This window comes from Priestia sp. SRI_019 (genome assembly GCF_057586255.1).
This window is the reverse complement of the sequence record NZ_JBYCZN010000001.1, coordinates 14,451-32,785: the sequence shown is the minus strand read 5'-3', so window position 1 is coordinate 32,785 and position 18,335 is coordinate 14,451. Positions and strand designations below refer to the sequence as shown.

Annotated in this window: 22 protein-coding genes and 1 riboswitch; of the genes, 7 read left to right on the top strand and 15 right to left on the bottom strand. The window is 37.5% G+C overall.

Annotation, left to right across the window (positions count from 1 at the left end; genetic code table 11):
* Positions 1-12: 12 nt before the first annotated feature.
* From ytkD to AC2YJL_RS00150, 5 genes are all read right to left on the bottom strand, one after another.
* Positions 13-483, bottom strand: a complete 471-nt coding sequence (ytkD, locus tag AC2YJL_RS00170) for an RNA deprotection pyrophosphohydrolase (protein WP_013059543.1) — start codon at positions 481-483, stop codon at positions 13-15.
* Between the two features lie 104 nt (positions 484-587).
* Complete coding sequence (locus AC2YJL_RS00165) at positions 588-908, bottom strand: hypothetical protein (protein ID WP_025750716.1); 321 nt, start codon at positions 906-908, stop codon at positions 588-590.
* A 74-nt stretch (positions 909-982) separates the two neighbouring features.
* Positions 983-1,408, bottom strand: a complete 426-nt coding sequence (locus AC2YJL_RS00160; RefSeq protein WP_014457957.1) for a phage holin family protein — start codon at positions 1,406-1,408, stop codon at positions 983-985.
* An 81-nt stretch (positions 1,409-1,489) separates the two neighbouring features.
* Entirely contained in the window at positions 1,490-1,930 is a 441-nt protein-coding gene (locus tag AC2YJL_RS00155) for a Dps family protein (protein WP_013059546.1), read from the bottom strand.
* 164 nt (positions 1,931-2,094) lie between these two features.
* Positions 2,095-2,568, bottom strand: a complete 474-nt coding sequence (locus AC2YJL_RS00150) for an S-ribosylhomocysteine lyase (RefSeq protein ID WP_013059547.1) — start codon at positions 2,566-2,568, stop codon at positions 2,095-2,097.
* Between the two features lie 150 nt (positions 2,569-2,718).
* Here AC2YJL_RS00150 and yidD point away from each other — a divergent pair, with 150 nt between their 5' ends.
* Positions 2,719-2,946, top strand: a complete 228-nt coding sequence (gene yidD / locus AC2YJL_RS00145) for a membrane protein insertion efficiency factor YidD (RefSeq protein ID WP_013059548.1) — start codon at positions 2,719-2,721, stop codon at positions 2,944-2,946.
* Between the two features lie 3 nt (positions 2,947-2,949).
* Here the strand turns inward: yidD and AC2YJL_RS00140 are convergent, their stop codons facing one another.
* Complete coding sequence (locus AC2YJL_RS00140; protein ID WP_230933698.1) at positions 2,950-3,522, bottom strand: beta-class carbonic anhydrase; 573 nt, start codon at positions 3,520-3,522, stop codon at positions 2,950-2,952.
* A gap of 119 nt (positions 3,523-3,641) precedes the next feature.
* On the opposite strand from AC2YJL_RS00140, the gene AC2YJL_RS00135 reads away from it, so the two are divergent.
* Complete coding sequence (locus tag AC2YJL_RS00135) at positions 3,642-4,829, top strand: GTP-binding protein (RefSeq protein WP_195695779.1); 1,188 nt, start codon at positions 3,642-3,644, stop codon at positions 4,827-4,829.
* An 83-nt stretch (positions 4,830-4,912) separates the two neighbouring features.
* Positions 4,913-5,872, top strand: a complete 960-nt coding sequence (locus AC2YJL_RS00130; RefSeq protein ID WP_230933699.1) for a metal ABC transporter substrate-binding protein — start codon at positions 4,913-4,915, stop codon at positions 5,870-5,872.
* Positions 5,873-5,901: 29 nt separating this feature from the next.
* On the opposite strand, the gene AC2YJL_RS00125 is transcribed toward AC2YJL_RS00130, so the two are convergent.
* Positions 5,902-6,147: a type B 50S ribosomal protein L31 gene (locus AC2YJL_RS00125; RefSeq protein WP_013059552.1), complete on the bottom strand. Its 246-nt coding sequence runs from the start codon at positions 6,145-6,147 to the stop codon at positions 5,902-5,904.
* A gap of 152 nt (positions 6,148-6,299) precedes the next feature.
* On the opposite strand from AC2YJL_RS00125, the gene AC2YJL_RS00120 reads away from it, so the two are divergent.
* Positions 6,300-7,634 (top strand): cytochrome ubiquinol oxidase subunit I, encoded by a 1,335-nt coding sequence (locus AC2YJL_RS00120; protein ID WP_013085272.1) that lies wholly within the window; start codon positions 6,300-6,302, stop codon positions 7,632-7,634.
* A 15-nt stretch (positions 7,635-7,649) separates the two neighbouring features.
* The gene (locus AC2YJL_RS00115; protein ID WP_050688658.1) at positions 7,650-8,687 is read left to right on the top strand and encodes a cytochrome d ubiquinol oxidase subunit II; all 1,038 of its coding nucleotides are present in this window, start codon (positions 7,650-7,652) and stop codon (positions 8,685-8,687) included.
* Between the two features lie 29 nt (positions 8,688-8,716).
* Here AC2YJL_RS00115 and AC2YJL_RS00110 read toward each other — a convergent pair whose 3' ends face one another.
* From AC2YJL_RS00110 to AC2YJL_RS00100, 3 genes are read right to left on the bottom strand one after another with little or no spacing between them, the layout of a single operon-like run.
* The gene (locus tag AC2YJL_RS00110; protein ID WP_098599933.1) at positions 8,717-9,175 is read right to left on the bottom strand and encodes a flavodoxin; all 459 of its coding nucleotides are present in this window, start codon (positions 9,173-9,175) and stop codon (positions 8,717-8,719) included.
* Positions 9,176-9,190: 15 nt separating this feature from the next.
* On the bottom strand, positions 9,191-9,946 hold the full coding sequence (locus AC2YJL_RS00105; protein WP_230933700.1) for a hypothetical protein: 756 nt from the start codon (positions 9,944-9,946) through the stop codon (positions 9,191-9,193).
* 54 nt (positions 9,947-10,000) lie between these two features.
* Positions 10,001-10,282: a DUF2325 domain-containing protein gene (locus AC2YJL_RS00100; RefSeq protein ID WP_487374608.1), complete on the bottom strand. Its 282-nt coding sequence runs from the start codon at positions 10,280-10,282 to the stop codon at positions 10,001-10,003.
* A gap of 207 nt (positions 10,283-10,489) precedes the next feature.
* Between AC2YJL_RS00100 and AC2YJL_RS00095 the strand changes: the two genes are divergently transcribed.
* Entirely contained in the window at positions 10,490-10,648 is a 159-nt protein-coding gene (locus AC2YJL_RS00095; RefSeq protein WP_013059558.1) for a DUF1540 domain-containing protein, read from the top strand.
* Positions 10,649-10,714: 66 nt separating this feature from the next.
* Entirely contained in the window at positions 10,715-10,918 is a 204-nt protein-coding gene (locus AC2YJL_RS00090; protein ID WP_013059559.1) for a hypothetical protein, read from the top strand.
* A 29-nt stretch (positions 10,919-10,947) separates the two neighbouring features.
* Here AC2YJL_RS00090 and AC2YJL_RS00085 read toward each other — a convergent pair whose 3' ends face one another.
* From AC2YJL_RS00085 to menB, 5 genes are all read right to left on the bottom strand, one after another.
* Positions 10,948-11,991 carry a ribonucleotide-diphosphate reductase subunit beta gene (locus tag AC2YJL_RS00085; RefSeq protein WP_013059560.1) on the bottom strand — a complete coding sequence of 348 codons (1,044 nt, stop codon included), beginning with the start codon at positions 11,989-11,991 and terminating at the stop codon, positions 10,948-10,950.
* Positions 11,992-12,007: 16 nt separating this feature from the next.
* A complete protein-coding gene (locus tag AC2YJL_RS00080; protein WP_115655009.1) occupies positions 12,008-14,251 on the bottom strand; it encodes a ribonucleoside-diphosphate reductase subunit alpha in 2,244 nt (747 codons plus the stop codon).
* A 133-nt stretch (positions 14,252-14,384) separates the two neighbouring features.
* Positions 14,385-14,570, bottom strand: a riboswitch (cobalamin riboswitch).
* Between the two features lie 278 nt (positions 14,571-14,848).
* Complete coding sequence (gene menC, locus AC2YJL_RS00075; protein ID WP_230933701.1) at positions 14,849-15,952, bottom strand: o-succinylbenzoate synthase; 1,104 nt, start codon at positions 15,950-15,952, stop codon at positions 14,849-14,851.
* 3 nt (positions 15,953-15,955) lie between these two features.
* On the bottom strand, positions 15,956-17,419 hold the full coding sequence (locus tag AC2YJL_RS00070; RefSeq protein WP_230933702.1) for an o-succinylbenzoate--CoA ligase: 1,464 nt from the start codon (positions 17,417-17,419) through the stop codon (positions 15,956-15,958).
* An 82-nt stretch (positions 17,420-17,501) separates the two neighbouring features.
* Entirely contained in the window at positions 17,502-18,320 is an 819-nt protein-coding gene (menB, locus tag AC2YJL_RS00065; protein WP_013085280.1) for a 1,4-dihydroxy-2-naphthoyl-CoA synthase, read from the bottom strand.
* Between the last annotated feature and the right edge of the window lie 15 nt (positions 18,321-18,335).

The window sequence follows — 18,335 nt, the reverse complement described above, 5'->3', positions numbered from 1 at the left end:
GATACGATGCTTTTACAAAAATGTTCTCTTTACATATTTCATTACATATTGTAAAACATTATCTTTCATGATGAAGCTGTATGCATCATCTTGTTGAATGCCCGAAGGTAGTTCATCAATCATCACGGGACCATCTGTTTCCATATAGTCTTCTTTTTTAATTACATTTCCAATAGTAGCAAAATAAATATTTTTAATAATGGTCTTTCCTTTACTTACTACTTTGTACTGACCAATATAAGTCAAAGAAGAGACTTCTCCGCCTGTTTCTTCAAATACTTCTCGAACCGCTGCTTCTTCTGGTACTTCATTGCCTTCTAGTTTTCCTCCGGGAAATTCTAAACCTCGTTTTGAGTGATTCGTTAGCAACCATTGATTTTCATACCTGCATACGACCCAAACATGACGTGGAGTTTTCGAGAATGGATTTTTTTCAAATGATAAAAATACTTGATTATGATATGCATCCTTAAATGTGTACATGGTCGACTCAAACTCCATTTGATTTTTCCCTTATTTTATCATACATTACGGTCATACCTGATAAGAAAAGTATGCTCGTACTTTTTTTATTTACTTTTTACCCCTTATTCCATTCTATCTGAAGATAAAATATTCATCTGTTTGATATGTGATTTTGTTTCATCATCTCCCAGCTGATAAAGCATGGCATATATGTCAACTGTTGTTTTATCGTACATATCATTTTGAGAATCATGATGATACTCCAGATACGGAATATGTGATCGCCAAAAGCTTGACCAATCGCTTGAAGCGCGCTGATCTAAATAGGTTCTCAGCTGCTCCACTTCTTCATCTGTTGCTTCAATCGCATAATTCCAATCTGAAGCAGTATTTGACTGATTGATTTCCCCTGAACTCAGAGATACATAATATTTTTTTGTCATGAAAGATATTCAGCTCCTTCTTTCTAGTGCCAACTTATCTTTCTTATTTGTATCTTATTCTTTTTTTATACACTCTAAGATTTAAAGCGGTCTTTTAAAATCGCTATTGCTTTTTTTAACGGCTCTGGAATCGGAACCCCTACAATTCTTGCGTTTTCTGTAATTGAAATCATTTCGTTTAAAATATAGAACAAAATAGCTCCATCTCGAATAATATGACCGTTTTCCCAAAATACAGAATCGATAAAGTTTGCTACAGCAATCATGGCAAAAATAAAAATCTTTTTGGCAATTCCTTTAAAACCTACTTTGCTAGATAAACGTTTATTTATAAAAGCTGCAATCGTGCCTGTCAAGTAATCCATTGCCACTAATGCTACTAAAGCCATTAGTAAATAGTCCCACTCTCCAAATAAAAAAAAAGCCAGTGAACCTAAACTTGAAATTATCAAGACAGAAAGCTTCTGCATATCCACTTTTTTCACCCTTTCAGCAGTCATATCCCTACAGTATATGCCGGTGAAAGAAAAGTGTTCGTCCATCTTATCATAAAAAAACCTGCGATTACTCGCAGGTTTTAATTATTTGCCTAGGAATGATTTTAACATCCACGTATGCTTTTCTAAGCTTTGATGAATGGCTAACAGCATGTCTCCTGTTGTTTCATCGCCCGCTTCACCGGCTGCGTCCATTCCTTCTTTTAATTCAGCAGTTAGCGTATCAAAATCGCTTACTAAAGAAGCAACCATGTCTTTAGCCGTTTCGCTTCCATCCGCTTCTTTAATAGAAGAAAGTTCTAACGATTCTTTCATTGTTGCCACAGGTTTTCCTTCTAATGCTAAAAGGCGTTCTGCAAGGTCATCAATAATTGTAGCTGTTTCCGTATACAGCTCTTCAAACTTTTCATGAAGAGTGAAGAATTGTTCACCTTTTACGTACCAGTGAAAGTTATGAAGTTTTATGTACATTACACTAAAATTCGCTACTTGTTTATTAACGATTTCATTTACATTTGCTGCCATGTTTTTCGCTCCTTTGTGAACTCTTTATATAATATAGTTGTACCCTTTTTTAGTTGATTAAAACATTTTTTTCATAAAAAGAGACATTTCCCTTTCTTTAGACTCAGCGAAACTTCTTCAACTTTTTTCAAATAAAATAAGCAGCCCAGCGGACTGCTTATTTTTTAACCAAATACTTTTTCTAAATCTTCTTTGTCCTGTTCTAGCCAGAACTTCATCAAGCGTTTTGCTCCTTCTAAATCGTGAAGTTTCGCTTGACCGCACTGCTTTTCGTTTGCTGCTGGAATTTCAGTAATGTTAATTGCATCTTTTAACGTATCGTCTAACAAGTCAATAATTTCACGCACAGTTGGCTCGCCGCTCACTACTAAGTAGTACCCAGTTTGACATCCCATAGGCGAAATATCAATAATATCAAAGTGATCGTATTTTTCTACATGAGTACGAATATTAAAAGCTAATAAATGCTCTAGCGTATGAATAACGTCCGGCTTCATTGCTTGTTTGTTTGGCTGGCAAAAACGAATATCAAATTTATTTACAACGCCGTCGCTTCCCACTTTGTGAACACCGCAGTGTCTTACGTAAGGTGCTTTAACCGCATTATGATCTAGCTCAAAACTTTCTACTGATGGCATAATCCCACTCCTTTTTTCTTCTTTCACCTATCATAACATGCAATTCCGATATATTTCATCCATTTAATAACCTTTATTTCTTTTAGTTGCTTTTTATTCCTTCTATCCCTTATAGTATGAGCAAACACGAAAGAAAGAACGTGATAATAAATGATTGCAAAGCTTTTGCTTTTACTTATAAAAGGATATCAAAAAGGAATTTCACCTTTTCTTCCGGCAAGGTGCCGGTTTTACCCTACTTGCTCCCAGTACGGAGTTGAATCCATTAAACGCTTTGGTGCCGTAAAGGGATCTTATTTGACTGTAAAACGCATTTTAAAATGCCACCCGTTCCATCCGGGTGGCATCGATGAAGTACCTGAGAAAAAATCACACTAAGCTTTAGTTGTTTTCGATTGCTTCATACCCATTTACAACAACGTCTAGCTTTCCTGTATTTGGATCAATAACTAGTCCATGTACAGGAGTATCTTTTGAAAATAGAGGATGATTACGGATTGTCTCTACACTATGCTGAACAGTCTCTTCTACTGAATCAAAACCCGTTAACCATTGTTTCAAATCCATAGAATATTCAATGGTATTAATCACTTCATCTGAGATGCCTTTTGCTCTTACTTTCTCTAAAAAAGGTTCCGCCTGAAGTTTACCTGCTCCGCAGTCATGGTGACCAATTACACATACCTCATCAGCTTGTAGCTCGTACACAGCTACTAAAATGCTTCGCATAATACTTCCAAATGGATGTGAAACAAGTGCTCCTGCATTTTTAACAATTTTCACGTCTCCGTTGCGCAGATTTAAAGCGTGCGGAAGCAATTCTACTAATCTTGTGTCCATACACGATAAAATAACCATTTTTTTATCAGGGAATTTGCTTGTTTCGTAAAATTCATACTTCTTTTCTTCTACAAATTTTTTGTTGAATTCTAAAACATCTTGTAATAAGCTCATTTGCTGTCTTCTCCTTCATAAAAAAAATTCTTTCTTGTATTATAATACTTTTTCCTATAAGATGAAAAGTGTTAAATCGTAATCATTATTATTTAAAGACAAGAAAGTAGGTTAAAACAGTGAAAAAAATTCCCGTTACCGTTTTAAGCGGATACCTTGGTTCAGGTAAAACAACGCTTTTGAACCATATTTTAAAAAATAAAGAAGGTTTAAAGGTCGCGGTCATTGTCAATGACATGAGCGAAGTAAATATTGATGCAGACTTAGTTAAACAAGGCGGATTTTCTCGAACAGAAGAAAAACTTGTTGAAATGCAAAATGGCTGTATTTGCTGTACGCTCCGAGACGATCTAATGAAAGAAGTAGAACGCCTAGCTGACAATGGTGATATTGATTATATTGTCATTGAATCCTCCGGAATCAGCGAACCGATCCCTGTTGCTCAAACATTTACTTATATTGATGAAGAGCTTGGCATTGATTTAACTCAGAAATGTTCGTTAGATACGATGGTCACTGTGGTAGATGCTAATCGCTTTTGGGAAGACTTTTCATCCGGCGAAAGCTTATTAGACCGCAAAGAAGGAACAGATGAAAACGATACAAGAGAAGTGATTGATTTATTAATCGATCAAATTGAATTTGCAAACGTCATTTTATTAAACAAAGTTGATTTGTTAACAAAAGATGATGCAGATGAGCTGCAAGCTGTTCTTCACAAATTAAATCCAGAAGCCACTGTTATCCAAACAATTAATAGTGAAGTAAGCCTTGAAGCCATACTTCATACTGACTTATTCGACTTTGAAAAAGCTAGTCAAGGAGCCGGATGGATTAAAGAATTAAATGAGGAACACCATACGCCTGAAACGGAAGAGTTTGGTATTTCTTCTTTTGTATACAGAAGGAATCGTCCCCTTCATCCTGAACGCTTTATGAAATGGTTAGAGAACTGGCCGGTTGATATCGTACGTGCAAAGGGATTTTTCTGGCTTGCTTCGCGTAATAATATGGCAGGACTTCTTTCTCAAGCGGGTACGTCCATTATGATTCAAGCAGCAGGTGAATGGATAGCAACTTACGCACCGGAAGAAAGAGAACAAACCTTAAAAGAAGAGCCTGAATTACGAGCAAAATGGGATGAACAATTTGGAGATCGTATTAACGAGCTCGTGTTCATTGGTATTGATATGAACAAAGCGGAAATAATTGAAACTTTAGACCGCTGTTTGCTGACAAATGAGGAAATGAATCAAGATTGGGCTACTCTCAAAGATCCCCTTCCGAAGTTTACAGTAAGCGCGTAAATTTTTAGTTTTCAAATCGTAATAATTACGATATAATAACATAGGTCATAAATGGTTACGATACAAACGGAAGGAGCAACATAATGAAATTCAAACCACTTTTAATGGTGCTGGCATTAGGAATTGGAACAGCTCTTGCAGGGTGCAGTTCAAGCAGTGCAAATAACGCATCTGATAATAAAAACAAAAAATTAGAAGTTTATACAACAATCTACCCTTTACAGGACTTTACTGAAAAAATCGGTGGAAAATATGTAGAAGCTAAAAGCATTTTACCAACCGGTGTAGATGCGCACTCATTTGAGCCTACAACAAAAACAATGGTCAAAATCGCCAACGCGGACGCATTTGTTTACTCAGGAATTGGACTTGAAGGTTTTGCAGATAAAGCACAGTCTACACTTAAAAATGAAGATGTAGCTTTAGTAGAAGCTGCAAAAGGAATTAAATTAGCAAAGAGTTCTGAAGATGAGCATGCCCACGAAGACGAACATGCCCATGAAGAAGAGCATAACCACGGAGATACAGACCCTCACGTTTGGCTTGATCCTGTTTTAGCTATTCAATTAGCAGAAAATATTAAAGACGAACTTATTGAATTAAAACCAGATAAAAAAGCAGAGTTTGAAAAGAACTTCCAAGCGTTAAAGACTCAGCTTGAAGATGTGGACCAAGAGTTAAAAACAACAATTGGCGACGCACCTCATAAAGAAATTTTAGTATCACATGCAGCCTATGGCTACTGGGAAAAACGATACGGCTTAAAGCAAATTAGCGTAGCGGGTTTATCTCCTACAAATGAGCCGTCTCAAAAACAATTAGAAAACATCGTAAAACAAGCAAAAAAAGACCATATCAAATACTTTATCTTTGACCAAAATTTAAAGCCTAAAGTGTCTACGCTTGTAAAAAATGAAGTAGGAGCTCAAGCTTTAACACTTCATAACTTAGAGTCATTAACAAAAAACGATGTTAAAAATAAAGAAGATTATTTCTCCATTATGCAACACAACATTGATACGTTGAAAAAAGTATTATATTAATAAAAAAACTAGCCTCCGGGCTAGTTTTTTTATTGTAATTTATATTTTTGCTTAAAGCGTTCTACACGGCCGCCTTTATCAGCAAATTTTTGTTTTCCTGTATAAAATGGATGTGTATCCGAACTGATTTCAACTTTTAAAAGCGGATATGTGTTGCCATCTTCCCATTGAACGGTCTCATTTGATTGTTTTGTAGATCCTGATAAAAATGATGTTCCGCTATTTGTGTCCATAAATACAACTTTACGATAGTCTGGATGAATATTGGTTTTCATAAAATATCTCTCCTTTAAAACAATATACGTTCATTATAATCGTAATGATTACTATTATCAAGTGATATGTTTTACCAATTCCGATGCATAAAGCGTGGTAAAAAGTGGACAATAAGGTTTATCAATACTTTACTGGAAAGGTTGAAAAATGAATGGATCATTTAGTTACTGCACGTTCAATGTTTGGCCTGAACATGGGAGTACATATCATTTTTGCCACCCTTGGTGTTGGCATTCCTCTCATGATTTTATTGGCTGAAATTCTTTACTACAAAACAAAAGATAAAGATTATGAACTTATGGCACAGCGCTGGACAAAAGGAGCTGCCGTCCTGCTTGGAGTCGCTATTCCTACGGGAACAATTGCTGGTGTACAACTAGCGTTGCTTTGGCCGGGTTTTATGGAAATTGTAGGAAAAGTAATGGCTCTTCCCTTTCAAATTGAAATTTATGCTTTCTTTATTGAGGCTCTGTTTCTCTCTATTTACGTATACGCAGCGGACCGTATTTCTCGAAAAATGAGGATTATCAGTCTGATTTTAGTAGCAATAGGAGCACTTGCCTCTGCCGTTTTAATTACCAACGTGCATGCATTTGAAGGGACACCTGCTGGCTTTCGAATTTTAAATGGAGACATTGTAAGCGTAGATCCTTGGGCAGCTTTCTTTAATCCGAGCTTCTTTGTAACGTCCGGTCACGTAGCCGTTTCTGCTTATACAACCGGAGGCTTCGTCATTGCTTCAGTCGCTGCCTTTAAAATGCTTCGTGCGCGAAAACATAATCCAAGAGAATATAAGTTTCATCATAAAGCGTTGATGATGGGATTAGTAATCGGCGGGATTTTCTCTTTTGTAACGGCTTTGAATGGACATGAATCTATGCAAAAAGTATACGAATATCAACCCGAAAAACTTGCAGCAGCTGAAGGTCTATTTGAAACGCAAGATCATGCGCCATTAGCTTTAGGCGGATTTACAGATGAAAAAGAACAGCGAGTCAAGTATGGAATTGAGTTTCCATGGATGCTCAGCTTCTTGTCGGGTAATAGCTTTAATACAGTGATTACTGGACTCAATGACTTCCCTAGGGATTATTGGCCGCCGCTTTTTGTGCATACCTTGTTTAACGGTATGGTCATTATCGGATCGATTTTAATTTTAGTGGCGCTAGTGGGCGTTGTTTGGTACAAGTTTTTAAAGAAGAAAAGCTTCCCGAAAATTTTCATGTGGGCATTTGTCGCAACCGGTCCTCTTGCAATCATGGGCATTGAATTCGGATGGATTTTTGCATGTACAGGAAGACAGCCTTGGGTCATTTACCGCATAATGCGTACATCAGAAGCTGTTACTACTTCTGCTAATTTGCATATTCTATTTTTTTTATTTTTGCTTGTTTATATCGTACTTGTGGCCGCAGTCGCCCTTGTACTGGTGTTTTATTTCAGAAGAAATCCGCTTTCTAAAGAGCTTGCTGCGCAAGCAGATTAAAAAGGATGTGAGAATATGGGTGATTCATTACTAGCAATTACTGTAATATGGGGCTTCATTTTTATCTATGCCGTAATGGGAACGATGGACTTTGGAGCTGGTTTTTGGTCGATGGTATATATTAACCGTACGAAAACAAATGCTACAGATGTAGCAAACAGATATCTATCGCCTACTTGGGAAGTAACCAATGTATTTATCGTTGCGATTGTTGTTGCGCTGTTTAGCTTTTTTCCTCGAGCTACATTTACGCTTGGAACAGTGCTACTAGTACCGGGAAGTATCATTTTACTTCTCTTATCTATTCGAAGCGGATTTTTAGTGTTTTCACACTATGCTAGCAGCTTCAAATATCGGAGAGCGTTAGTTTATATATCCGGTATCTCTGGCGTGTTAATTCCTGCTTTTTTAATCGCCGTACTGCCAGTAAGTCAAGGGGGATTTATTGATGTAATTGACGGCACGCAGCGATTAAATTTAGCAAGAGTGTTTTCAAGTCCGCACGTTTATTCATTTATTGGTTTTGCCATTACCTCTTCCCTGTTTCTTTCGTCTCTTTTATTAGCAGATTACTCGAAGTCATCTGACGAAATGGAAGCTTATGCGGTCTATCGGCGCGATGCGCTCATTACAGGACCTCTTTCACTGCTAATGGCTATCTTTATTATGATTACAATGCAATCAGAAGCCAGCTGGTTATATGATAAAATGATGCAGTTTAAGCCTCTTCTTTACGGATCTGTAGGTCTATTTGTAGTAGCTGGTATTGCTCTGCTGCTTCCTTCTCAAAAAGGAAAAGGAATGCCTCGTTTAGCCGTGGTATCAATCGTCCTTCAATATTTCTTAGCAAGTTACGTATACGGACGAAGTCATTTACCGTATGTCGTGTATCCAAACGTAACGATTGAGAATGGATTTACACATCCCGATGCGTTCCATTCGTTATTTATTGTGTATATTGTTGGCTTTGCGATTTTATTTCCTGGATTCTTTTATTTCTGGCGTCTATTTATGAAAGATAATAAAGAATACAGCAAAAAGAAGCCATATTAAAAACCCGGTCAGCACTTGACCGGGTTTTCTTATGAAGCAGCAGATTTTGCTACTATTTCAGCAAAATCTTTAGCAAATACCTTACATTTTTCTACATCTTCTCCAAAGGGAGAGAGCTCAATTTTCAAACCGGGAACGGCTATATTTCCGTTGCGTTCCTTTATTTTTTCTTCAATTAAATCAACTGCTCCGCAAAAAACATCATATGAGGAATCACCTGAGCCAAATACAGCCATCTGCTTTTGAGTGAGATCTATATCATCCATTTCATCATAAAGATCTAAAAAATCATCTGGCAGCTCTCCATCTCCCCACGTATAAGCTCCAAAGATAATAGATTCCGCGGATACAAGGTCAGAAGCATCAATGTCATATACTTCTGCTCGTTTTACATGCAATCCATGCTTGACTAATTCTTCTTCGATCAAATCGGCTATCGCTTCTGTGTTACCTGACATACTCGCATAAGCTAGTAAGATTTCCTTCATGTAAACAACGCTCCTTTACACCAGCAGTGTTGGCCGCACATCCCCTTCTTCAGCACATTCTTGTTGAAGAGGACAGTTTTCACACTCACTGGATGCATAATTCTTTTGAAAATGTTTTGGTTCCATTAACACACTTTTGACAATATGTAGTTGAAGTATGGCTTTTTGATAATCGTCTGGGGCAATATGATAAGTTGTTGTTTCTCCAGTTAATAATGAATAAAAACGAATTTGTTCAGGAACCTTTTTAAAAGCTTGTTTCGAAAAAACGATAATAAAGTCTTTCATTGCGTTTTTCACTTCTTCATGGTCATCTAGAATGAATTTTGTTAGCGTATAAGATTTTTCTGTCCATGCAGCAAAATCAATGGTTAGAGAAAGGTTGCTTTGAATTTCTTCTACATAAACGCTGTATTTCTCAAACACAAAAAGCGGTAGTTCCACATGTGCTTTCTTTCCTAAAAACCTTAGTAAATAATCGCTTACTTTAGCTAACACATCGTAATAGTGAACGGGTGATGAAAACATATTTGGCTTTAGGCGCCAATATTTTTCAATAAGCTGTAAAACATAGAGGTTTGAGCGATACTCAACCGGCTTGCTATAGTATGTTTTAATGATTTGATGGACAGTTACTTGAACGAGCTGTTTCCAATCTATAGATGTTTTTTTCAAAAGAAGCTGCTGCTGATAAAATTTGTACGGACATCGAATAAATTGTTCGACGTGGTCGTTAGAGAGTGTTTTTATATGTACTTTTATCGGTTCCACCTATGTCTCACCACCCTAATTGAAATTCATTCTCAATAATAAGTAAAAATTAAATCATGAAATCTGCTCAATTACTCTACGAATAGCACTCCATGAATGTTTGACGAAATAAATGGGTTTTTTTTGTTTTTTTGCTTTCTCTTTAATGACTTTTGCCATATTGTGATTAATAAAATCCGTAATAACTAATACAAACCCAATATGTTCGGGTATTTCTCGCTTCACCATATTGCTTTTACGGCCATCTAAATGAATGACTTCATTAAACCCTTCTCCCGCTAAACGATCTGTAATATGCTTTAACCTGTCTCCTCCTACAACCATAACTGATGACATGTTTGTTCCCTCCCAATTAATTATTCATTTAATGATTTGCCAACAACTTGTATTCTTTACTATATACACAGTTTAATTGAGAATGATTCTCTTTGTCAATGTTTAATTGATAAAAATTCTCAATTAAAATGAAAGTCTACCACCTTTCTTATAAGTTGGTTGAATTTTGACCATACTATAGCTATCACATACGAAGGAGGGTTAACGTTGGAACAAAACATTCTTTGTGAAGTAAATAACTGTCACTTTTGGAAAAATGGAAATCACTGCAGCGCAGAAGAAATTTACGTGGTAAGTCATAGCGGAAAACATGCAGCAAGCAGTTATGAAACAGACTGTAAAACGTTCAAGCCAACTGAAGCGTAACCCGCAAAAGGACAGCCTCTGGGTTGTCTTTTTTCTCTCTTCAAAATCATAAAAAAGGAGACTAATATGAAAACTGAACAACTGATTCATTTTTTTAAAGAAGAAGCAATAAAAGCAAATGAACAAACCTTTCCAATCTATGTACAATCGTTCACTCATTTATGGACATACAAATGGGGAACACTTGAAAACATTCCAGAAGAAATTGATGACTTAATTACTACACGTGCGTTAGAACTTGGACTTATTCACTTAAAAAAAGCTGACTAATCAATAAGAAAATTAGTCAGCTTTTGTGTTTATAGATCATCAAATCCATTCGCATCTGATGCTTTTGTATATTGTCGTGATTTCTGTTCAAAGAAATCCGTTTTCCCTAAATCTACCTCTTGGTAAGCAATAATCCAACGAAGGGGATTTTCAATCGGTGCTTCTGGGAAAGCAGCTCGGCCGAAGCCTAATTGATTACAGCGTTTATTAGCCATGTATTCAATATACTGCTGCAGTTCTTTCATCGTGATGCCGTCGAATTTTTCTCCGATAACAGATTCCGCCCATTCAATTTCAAGACGAGCTGCCTCTTGGAACGTTTCAACTACAAACGTTTCTAGCTCCTCCGTACGATAAGCTGGATTTTCATTTAGTACTTCCTTGAAAATCTTTTCAAATAACCCAACGTGAAGCTGTTCATCACGATTGATATAGTTAATCATCGTAGATGTCGCCACCATCTTTTGATTTCTCGCAAGATTATAGAAGAACGCAAATCCACTATAGAAGAAAAGGCCTTCTAAAATAACATCATATACCATAGACTTCAAAAAGTTTTCAACCGTTGCTTCTTCGCTAAATGCTTTATATCCGTTTGTAATAAAGTCATTTCGAGCGCGAAGCTTTTCGTCTGTGCGCCAGTATTCAAATACTTCATCTTGTTTTCCTTTTGGTACAAGACTTGATAAAACATATGAATACGAATGATTATGAACCACTTCTTGCTGCGCTAAAATAATCATTAAAGCATTAATCGAAGAATCGGTTACATAATCAGCTACTTTGCTAGCATAATCTGATTGAATACTGTCCAGTAGCGCCAGCAAGCCAATAATTTTTAAAAAGCTCTCTTGTTCGTCAGCCGTTAACTGAGGGAACTGCTTAATATCTTGACCCATATTAATTTCAAACGGCGTCCAGAAGTTAGCTAGCATACGCTTGTATTTAGGGAACGCCCATGAAAATCGGACGTCATCCCAGTTTAGAATATTTGAGCTCTTGCCGTTGATGATTCCTGTCGAACGGTTCGGAGCTGTTTCATTCATTAATTCTCGTTTTAACATGCTTGTCATCAATTATTCACTCCTTTTAACTATGACAGCTTTCACATTCTTCAATGACTTCACTTGATGTTGAACGTACGTAGTAGGTCGTTTTTAACTTTTCTTTCCATGCCGTCATATGAAGATCCAGCAGCTCTTTTGCTCGGATATCATTTTGTACATATAAGTTGAATGAAATGGATTGATCAATATGGCGCTGGCGCTTGGCGTTTTGCTTAATGCTCCAGTGCTGATCAATTAAATAAACGGACTTATAATACCAGTTTGTTGCTGGCGATAAATCCGGTGCCGTCACCGGGATTTTATAGTTTTTCTTTTCCTCTGAATAAAACTTACGGAAAATCGGATCAATACTTGCAGTAGAACCCGCAATAATAGATGTTGATGAATTAGGTGCTACAGCCATTAAGTAGCCATTTCTTATCCCATTGTTTTGAACTTCGTTACGCAGTTCACTCCACGCTTCGCTTGTGTATTTACGTGTTTCAAAATAAGCGCCTGACTCAAAATCTGAGCCTTTAAATAATGGATATGCGCCTTTTTCTTTAGCTAAGTTCATGCTTGCCTGTACGGTTAAGTAAGCGATTTGCTCATACAATTCATCGCAATATGCTACCGCTTCATCTGTTTCCCATGCTATTTTCTTTAAGGCAAGCAAATGGTTCCAACCAAATGTGCCAAGCCCTACTGCGCGGTACTTTTGGTTTGTTAGTTTTGCTTGAAGTACCGGCAAATCATTTAACTCAATAACATTATCAAGCATGCGTACTTGAATTGGAATTAAACGTTCAAGCACATCTTCAGTTACGGCTCTCGCTAAGTTGATAGACGAAAGATTACATACAACAAAATCGCCCGGATTCTTTGTAATAATAATTTTTCCGTCTTCCGTAATTTCCTCTGTTACGACCGTTGTGCTTTGGTTTTGCGTAATTTCTGTACATAAGTTGCTGCAGTAGATCATGCCCTCGTGGCGGTTTTGATTAGCTCGGTTAACCGTATCACGATAGAACATATAAGGCGTCCCTGTTTCAAGCTGCGAAAGCATAATGCGCTTGAAGATTTCAATAGCAGGTACTGTTTCTCTTGAAAGCTGTTCATTATTTACACACTCAGCGTAACGAGTGCGGAATGAACCGCTGCCTTCTTCTTCATCATAAAAATCTTCTAACGAGTAGCCCATCAGCGTACGAACTTCGTGAGGATCGAATAAGTGCCAATCTTCACGTGCTTCTACTTTTTCCATAAACAAATCTGGCAAACATACGCCAGTGAATAAATCATGCGTGCGCTGGCGTTCGTCACCATTGTTCAACCGCGCGTCTAAGAATGAAAAGATGTCTTTATGCCATACGTCTAAATATACGGCAATAGCTCCTTGTCGTTGACCTAGCTGATCGACACTTACAGCCGTATTATTTAGCTGTTTCATCCATGGAATTGTTCCTGATGATACGCCTTTAAAACCTTTTATATCACTTCCTCGGCTTCTAATATGACCGAGGTAGACACCAATTCCGCCTCCATTTTTACTAAGCGTGGCCAAATCTGTATTGCTATCATAAATACCGCGTAAGCTGTCATCAATCGTATCAATAAAGCAGCTAGATAGCTGTCCGTAGCTCTTTCCTGCGTTTGAAAGCGTTGGTGTGGCAACCGTCATATATAGACTAGAAAGCGCCCAGTACGCTTCTTTTACTAATGCTGTTCGATTTTCTTTCTTTTCTTGAGACATCAGCGTCATAGCAATGATAAGAAAACGTTCTTGCGGTAATTCGTATACGCGCTTATCATGTGATGTCGCTAAATAGCGATCTGCTAATGTCAACAATCCAATGTATGTAAATAAACGATCGCGTTCAGGAATAATGACTGAAGCAATTTCATTAATTTCTTCTTCTGTATATGTTTTTAATAGCTGTTTATTATAAATACCGATTTTTGTTAGTTCTTGAATAAGCTGATAAAACGAACCGTATTTCTCTTTTTTATCATAGCCTCGGTTGTCCGCTGCTTTTCGATATAGTTCGTTTAAGTAGACGTCTGCCGCTACGTACGTCCAATCTGGTTCTTCCATTGAAATACGCTCTAAGGCTGCTAAAATTAGGACGTTTGCAACCTTTTCGTCCGTCATATTTTCCTTTACTGTAACAGTTTGAATAACCTTTTCCTCATACAAAGAAAAATCAAGCTGCGTAAATTCTTTTTTTAAACGTTCAATATATGCAGTTAATTCATGTAGAATTGTAGGCTTTAATGTATTCACCATAAATATGGCTCCTCTCTTCACTTCAAAATAAAAAATCGCTCACCGTACCTCGGTGAGCGAATAGAACGAAGATAGAAGAAGACACTAAGTCTTTTCTCAATCCTCGCTCTACCCTCTCACCTCCCGAAGAAGATAAAACGACATAAAAAAGGCAGGTCTCCTGACTTATGCTTCTTTTTACTTTAAGGCCTTCCCATGATGTTTACTCACAGTGGATCTCCTTATTTCATCAGCATTCACAGTTGCGGGGACAGCTTTGGATTTTCACCAAATTCCCTTTTAAGTCTTTTTATCAGACACCTTTTTCACTGGAAAACACAAAATATAGTATTTTATTATCGATTTCAAAACAACATATTGTGTTATGTTATAAACACATTATATAGGACAACTTAGAAAACTATCAACCTATTTTCAAAAATAATTTTGTTTTTTACGATAAAATCCTTCGACTTTTTTCATCAAACTATTCCATCATAACATGTTTTGACACGCTTGATGGAACAATGTGCTCTTTTTAAAAAATTTGTCCTATTTTTCTACTAAACATTGACAACCTCAATAAAAAAACCGTTTTACATAAAAAACGGTTTTTAATTATTTGTATTCTTTTTCAAATGCTGTGATTGTTTTGATAAAGTTTTTATCAATATCGTATCCTATCCCCGGTTTTCCCTTCACCTTTATTACTCCGGCTTCTACCTCTACTTCGGGCTTAATAATATCTTTTTCCCAATAGCGAGACGACGCAGAAATATCACCTGGTATCGTGAAAGAAGGCAATGTCGCAAGGGCGATGTTATGAGCACGTGAAATGCCGGCTTCTAACATTCCTCCAACCCAAAGTCTTACACCATGCTGGGCGCACAAATCATGAATTTGCTTTGCTACGGACATTCCGCCAACTCGACCGATTTTCACATTGATAATCTTACAGCTTCTTTGTTCAATTGCATGACGTGTATCTTCATAGCTCACAATACTTTCATCTAAGCAAATTGGCGTCTGCATTTGCTTTTGTAACAATCGATGATCAAGGATATCATCAGAACTTAACGGCTGTTCGATCATCATTAAATTCAAGTCATCTAGTTTCTTCAATGAATCACTATCGCTTAACGTATAGGCTGAATTGGCATCAGCCATAAGAGGAATGTTTGGAAATTCATCTCGAATTTGTTTCAGTAGCTCATAGTCAGCACCCGGCTTAATTTTCACTTTAAAGCGCTTATAGCCATCTTTCATGTAAGTCTTTATTTGTTCTTTCATTATGGAAATATCATTTAAGCCAACTACCACTCCAGCTTCTACAGCAGACCTTACTCCTCCAATTACTTCAGATAACGGCTTGTTTTGCCTCTTTGCATACAAATCCCATACAGCACAGTCCAAAGCTGCTTTAGCCATGTTATTTCGCTTTAGAGGTTTGAATAACTTTTGAACATCCTCTGGTTTTTGAAGCTGCTGATGAAGAAGCGAGGGAATTAAAAAATCGTCTAACATATGAAAACATGTTTGAATCGTTTCTTCCGTATACCAAGGAGATGAAAAAGCAACTACTTCTCCCCACCCTGTAAATCCTTTTTCATCTTCTACTTCAAGCAAAATCAATTCTCGATCCTGCACTGTACCATAGCTTGTTGAAAAAGGAGAAAGAAGCTTCATGTCAATTTTATAAAGGTGTACTTTTTTTATAATCATCGATTAGCTCCCTTTCTGTATGAAAGATGATAGCTTCCGGCGTATGATTTTATTAGAAGCCGTTCGCGGCAGCTCCTCTACTCGAACGAAATACTTTGGAAGTTTGTACTTTGCTAAAAATTGTTGAATGTGTAAAGATAATTCTTCATCTGAAACGTCTTCGTTTACAACAATACATGCAGCTGGCACTTGTCCCCATTTTTCATCAGCTACTCCCGTTACACCGGCCTCTTTAACAGCGGGATGCTTCAACAAAACATTTTCAATTTCAGCTGGATATACATTTTCTCCACCTGAAATAATAAGGTCTGAACGTCTGTCTAACACATATAGAAAGCCTTCTTCATCCACTTTCCCGATATCTCCTGTATAGAACCAGCCTTGTTGAAGGGCTTTTTCAGTAGCTTCAGGTTTATTTAAATATCCTGTTGTAACATTTGGACCTTTAACAATGATTTCTCCTGCTTCGCTGGTCTCATTTCCTTTTTCATCTACAATTTTCATTGCACATGGAAATAACGGTTTACCTGCTGATCCCAGTTTTCGCAAACTATCTTCAGGTGAAAGCGTAACGAACTGTGAAGATGTTTCTGTCATTCCATACGTTTGATAAACAGGAATTTCTTTATTCACACAAGCCTCTAAAATAGTAAGCGGTGCAGGTCCTCCTCCTAAAAGCATGCACCGAAACGTATGCGGATATTTTCGTTCCCCTAACTCATCGAGCATATTAGACAGCATGGAAGTGACAACCGAAATAATCGTTACCTCTTTGTTTTCAATCGCTTCATTTACTGCTCCTGCTTCAAACCGTTCTTCTAAAATGATTTTCATTCCGTAAAAGACGCTCCGCATTAAAATAGATAAGCCACTAATATGAAACAAAGGAACCGCTATAAGCCAGCAGTCTTTTTCATTTAATCCTAAATTAAGCGCTGAGCCAACGGAACTCCACCAGTGATTTCCATATGTCTGCAGCACTCCTTTTGGATGACCTGTTGTTCCAGACGTATACATAATGGTGAATGTGTCCTCGAGATTCCACGTTTTTTGAAAATCCGTTTCTGCTTCTGGAGAACTTTTTAAAGCAGGTAAAGTAAGCTGAGTAATGGAACTTTGGAATTCTCTCATTAAAAATGTTTCATCCGTAATAAGCAACGACACGTTTGCATCTGTTAGCTGATAATTAATTTCTTCGTTTGTCAAACGCGTGTTGACGAGCAGCAACTTTGCACCAATATAAGAAACCGCATGTAAAATCTCAATAAACTCCACGCTATTTTTCATGTATAAAGCAGTCGTATCGCCTTGCTTTACACCGTTAAACGAAAGCTGATGTGCTACTTTTTGAACACGTTTATGAAGCTCTTGAAACGTAAGAGACGTTTGCGGTGTTTCTACCGCCACTCGATTTGGCGTCAAATATGCTCTTTGCATAAGCCCATTGGGAATCGTTTGGCTACTCATGAATTTCTCTCCTTTTTATACTGATTAACTAAATTAAATTGAAAAAACAGCCTGATGATAATCACCAAGCTGTTTCAGCTGTTTAAGGGAAACGTGGGAACTGTTGGAAGTCTGGATTGCGTTTTTCCTTAAATGCATCGCGACCTTCTTTTGCCTCATCGGTTGTGTAATAAAGAAGCGTTGCGTCACCCGCAAATTGCTGGATACCAGCTAAGCCATCCGTATCAGCATTAAATGCTGCTTTTAAGAAACGAAGAGCGGTTGGACTTTTTTCTAACATCTCTTCACACCATTGAATTGTTTCAGCTTCAAGCTGTTCTAATGGAACGACTGTGTTTACTAATCCCATGTCTAGTGCTTCTTGAGCGTTGTACTGACGGCATAAGAACCAGATCTCACGCGCTTTCTTATGACCTACGATGCGAGCTAAGTAACCAGAGCCATATCCTGCATCGAAGCTTCCAACTTTAGGACCTGTTTGTCCAAAGACTGCGTTATCCGCTGCAATTGTTAAGTCACATACAACGTGAAGAACGTGGCCACCACCAATTGCATAGCCTGATACCATCGCAACAACCGGCTTTGGAATTACGCGAATTAAACGCTGTAAATCTAGAACGTTTAGACGTGGAATTTCATCTTCTCCTACATAGCCGCCGTGGCCGCGAACTCTTTGGTCTCCGCCTGAGCAAAATGCTTTATCTCCAGCACCTGCTAATACAATTACTCCAACGCTTGCATCGTCACGAGCATAAGCAAATGCATCGATCAATTCCATTACTGTTTTTGGACGGAATGCATTGTGCACTTCCGGACGGTTAATCGTAATTTTAGCGATTCCGTTATATGTTTCGTATAAAATGTCTTCATACTGACGTACTGATGTCCATTCAACTGTCATCTTTATTTCCTCCTA

Coding starts and splice junctions, on each gene's coding strand:
- AC2YJL_RS00085 (WP_013059560.1), bottom strand. CDS start 11,991: ATGACAAGCATGTTAAAACGAGAATTAATGAATGAAACAGCTCCGAAC.
- menB (WP_013085280.1), bottom strand. CDS start 18,320: ATGACAGTTGAATGGACATCAGTACGTCAGTATGAAGACATTTTATAC.
- AC2YJL_RS00110 (WP_098599933.1), bottom strand. CDS start 9,175: ATGAAGGAAATCTTACTAGCTTATGCGAGTATGTCAGGTAACACAGAA.
- AC2YJL_RS00100 (WP_487374608.1), bottom strand. CDS start 10,282: ATGTCATCAGTTATGGTTGTAGGAGGAGACAGGTTAAAGCATATTACA.
- AC2YJL_RS00160 (WP_014457957.1), bottom strand. CDS start 1,408: ATGACTGCTGAAAGGGTGAAAAAAGTGGATATGCAGAAGCTTTCTGTC.
- AC2YJL_RS00115 (WP_050688658.1), top strand. CDS start 7,650: ATGGGTGATTCATTACTAGCAATTACTGTAATATGGGGCTTCATTTTT.
- AC2YJL_RS00120 (WP_013085272.1), top strand. CDS start 6,300: ATGGATCATTTAGTTACTGCACGTTCAATGTTTGGCCTGAACATGGGA.
- AC2YJL_RS00150 (WP_013059547.1), bottom strand. CDS start 2,568: ATGCCATCAGTAGAAAGTTTTGAGCTAGATCATAATGCGGTTAAAGCA.
- AC2YJL_RS00090 (WP_013059559.1), top strand. CDS start 10,715: ATGAAAACTGAACAACTGATTCATTTTTTTAAAGAAGAAGCAATAAAA.
- AC2YJL_RS00125 (WP_013059552.1), bottom strand. CDS start 6,147: ATGAAAACCAATATTCATCCAGACTATCGTAAAGTTGTATTTATGGAC.
- AC2YJL_RS00140 (WP_230933698.1), bottom strand. CDS start 3,522: ATGAGCTTATTACAAGATGTTTTAGAATTCAACAAAAAATTTGTAGAA.
- AC2YJL_RS00080 (WP_115655009.1), bottom strand. CDS start 14,251: ATGGTGAATACATTAAAGCCTACAATTCTACATGAATTAACTGCATAT.
- menC (WP_230933701.1), bottom strand. CDS start 15,952: ATGATTATAAAAAAAGTACACCTTTATAAAATTGACATGAAGCTTCTT.
- ytkD (WP_013059543.1), bottom strand. CDS start 483: ATGTACACATTTAAGGATGCATATCATAATCAAGTATTTTTATCATTT.
- yidD (WP_013059548.1), top strand. CDS start 2,719: ATGATTGCAAAGCTTTTGCTTTTACTTATAAAAGGATATCAAAAAGGA.
- AC2YJL_RS00070 (WP_230933702.1), bottom strand. CDS start 17,419: ATGAGTAGCCAAACGATTCCCAATGGGCTTATGCAAAGAGCATATTTG.
- AC2YJL_RS00165 (WP_025750716.1), bottom strand. CDS start 908: ATGACAAAAAAATATTATGTATCTCTGAGTTCAGGGGAAATCAATCAG.
- AC2YJL_RS00130 (WP_230933699.1), top strand. CDS start 4,913: ATGAAATTCAAACCACTTTTAATGGTGCTGGCATTAGGAATTGGAACA.
- AC2YJL_RS00155 (WP_013059546.1), bottom strand. CDS start 1,930: ATGGCAGCAAATGTAAATGAAATCGTTAATAAACAAGTAGCGAATTTT.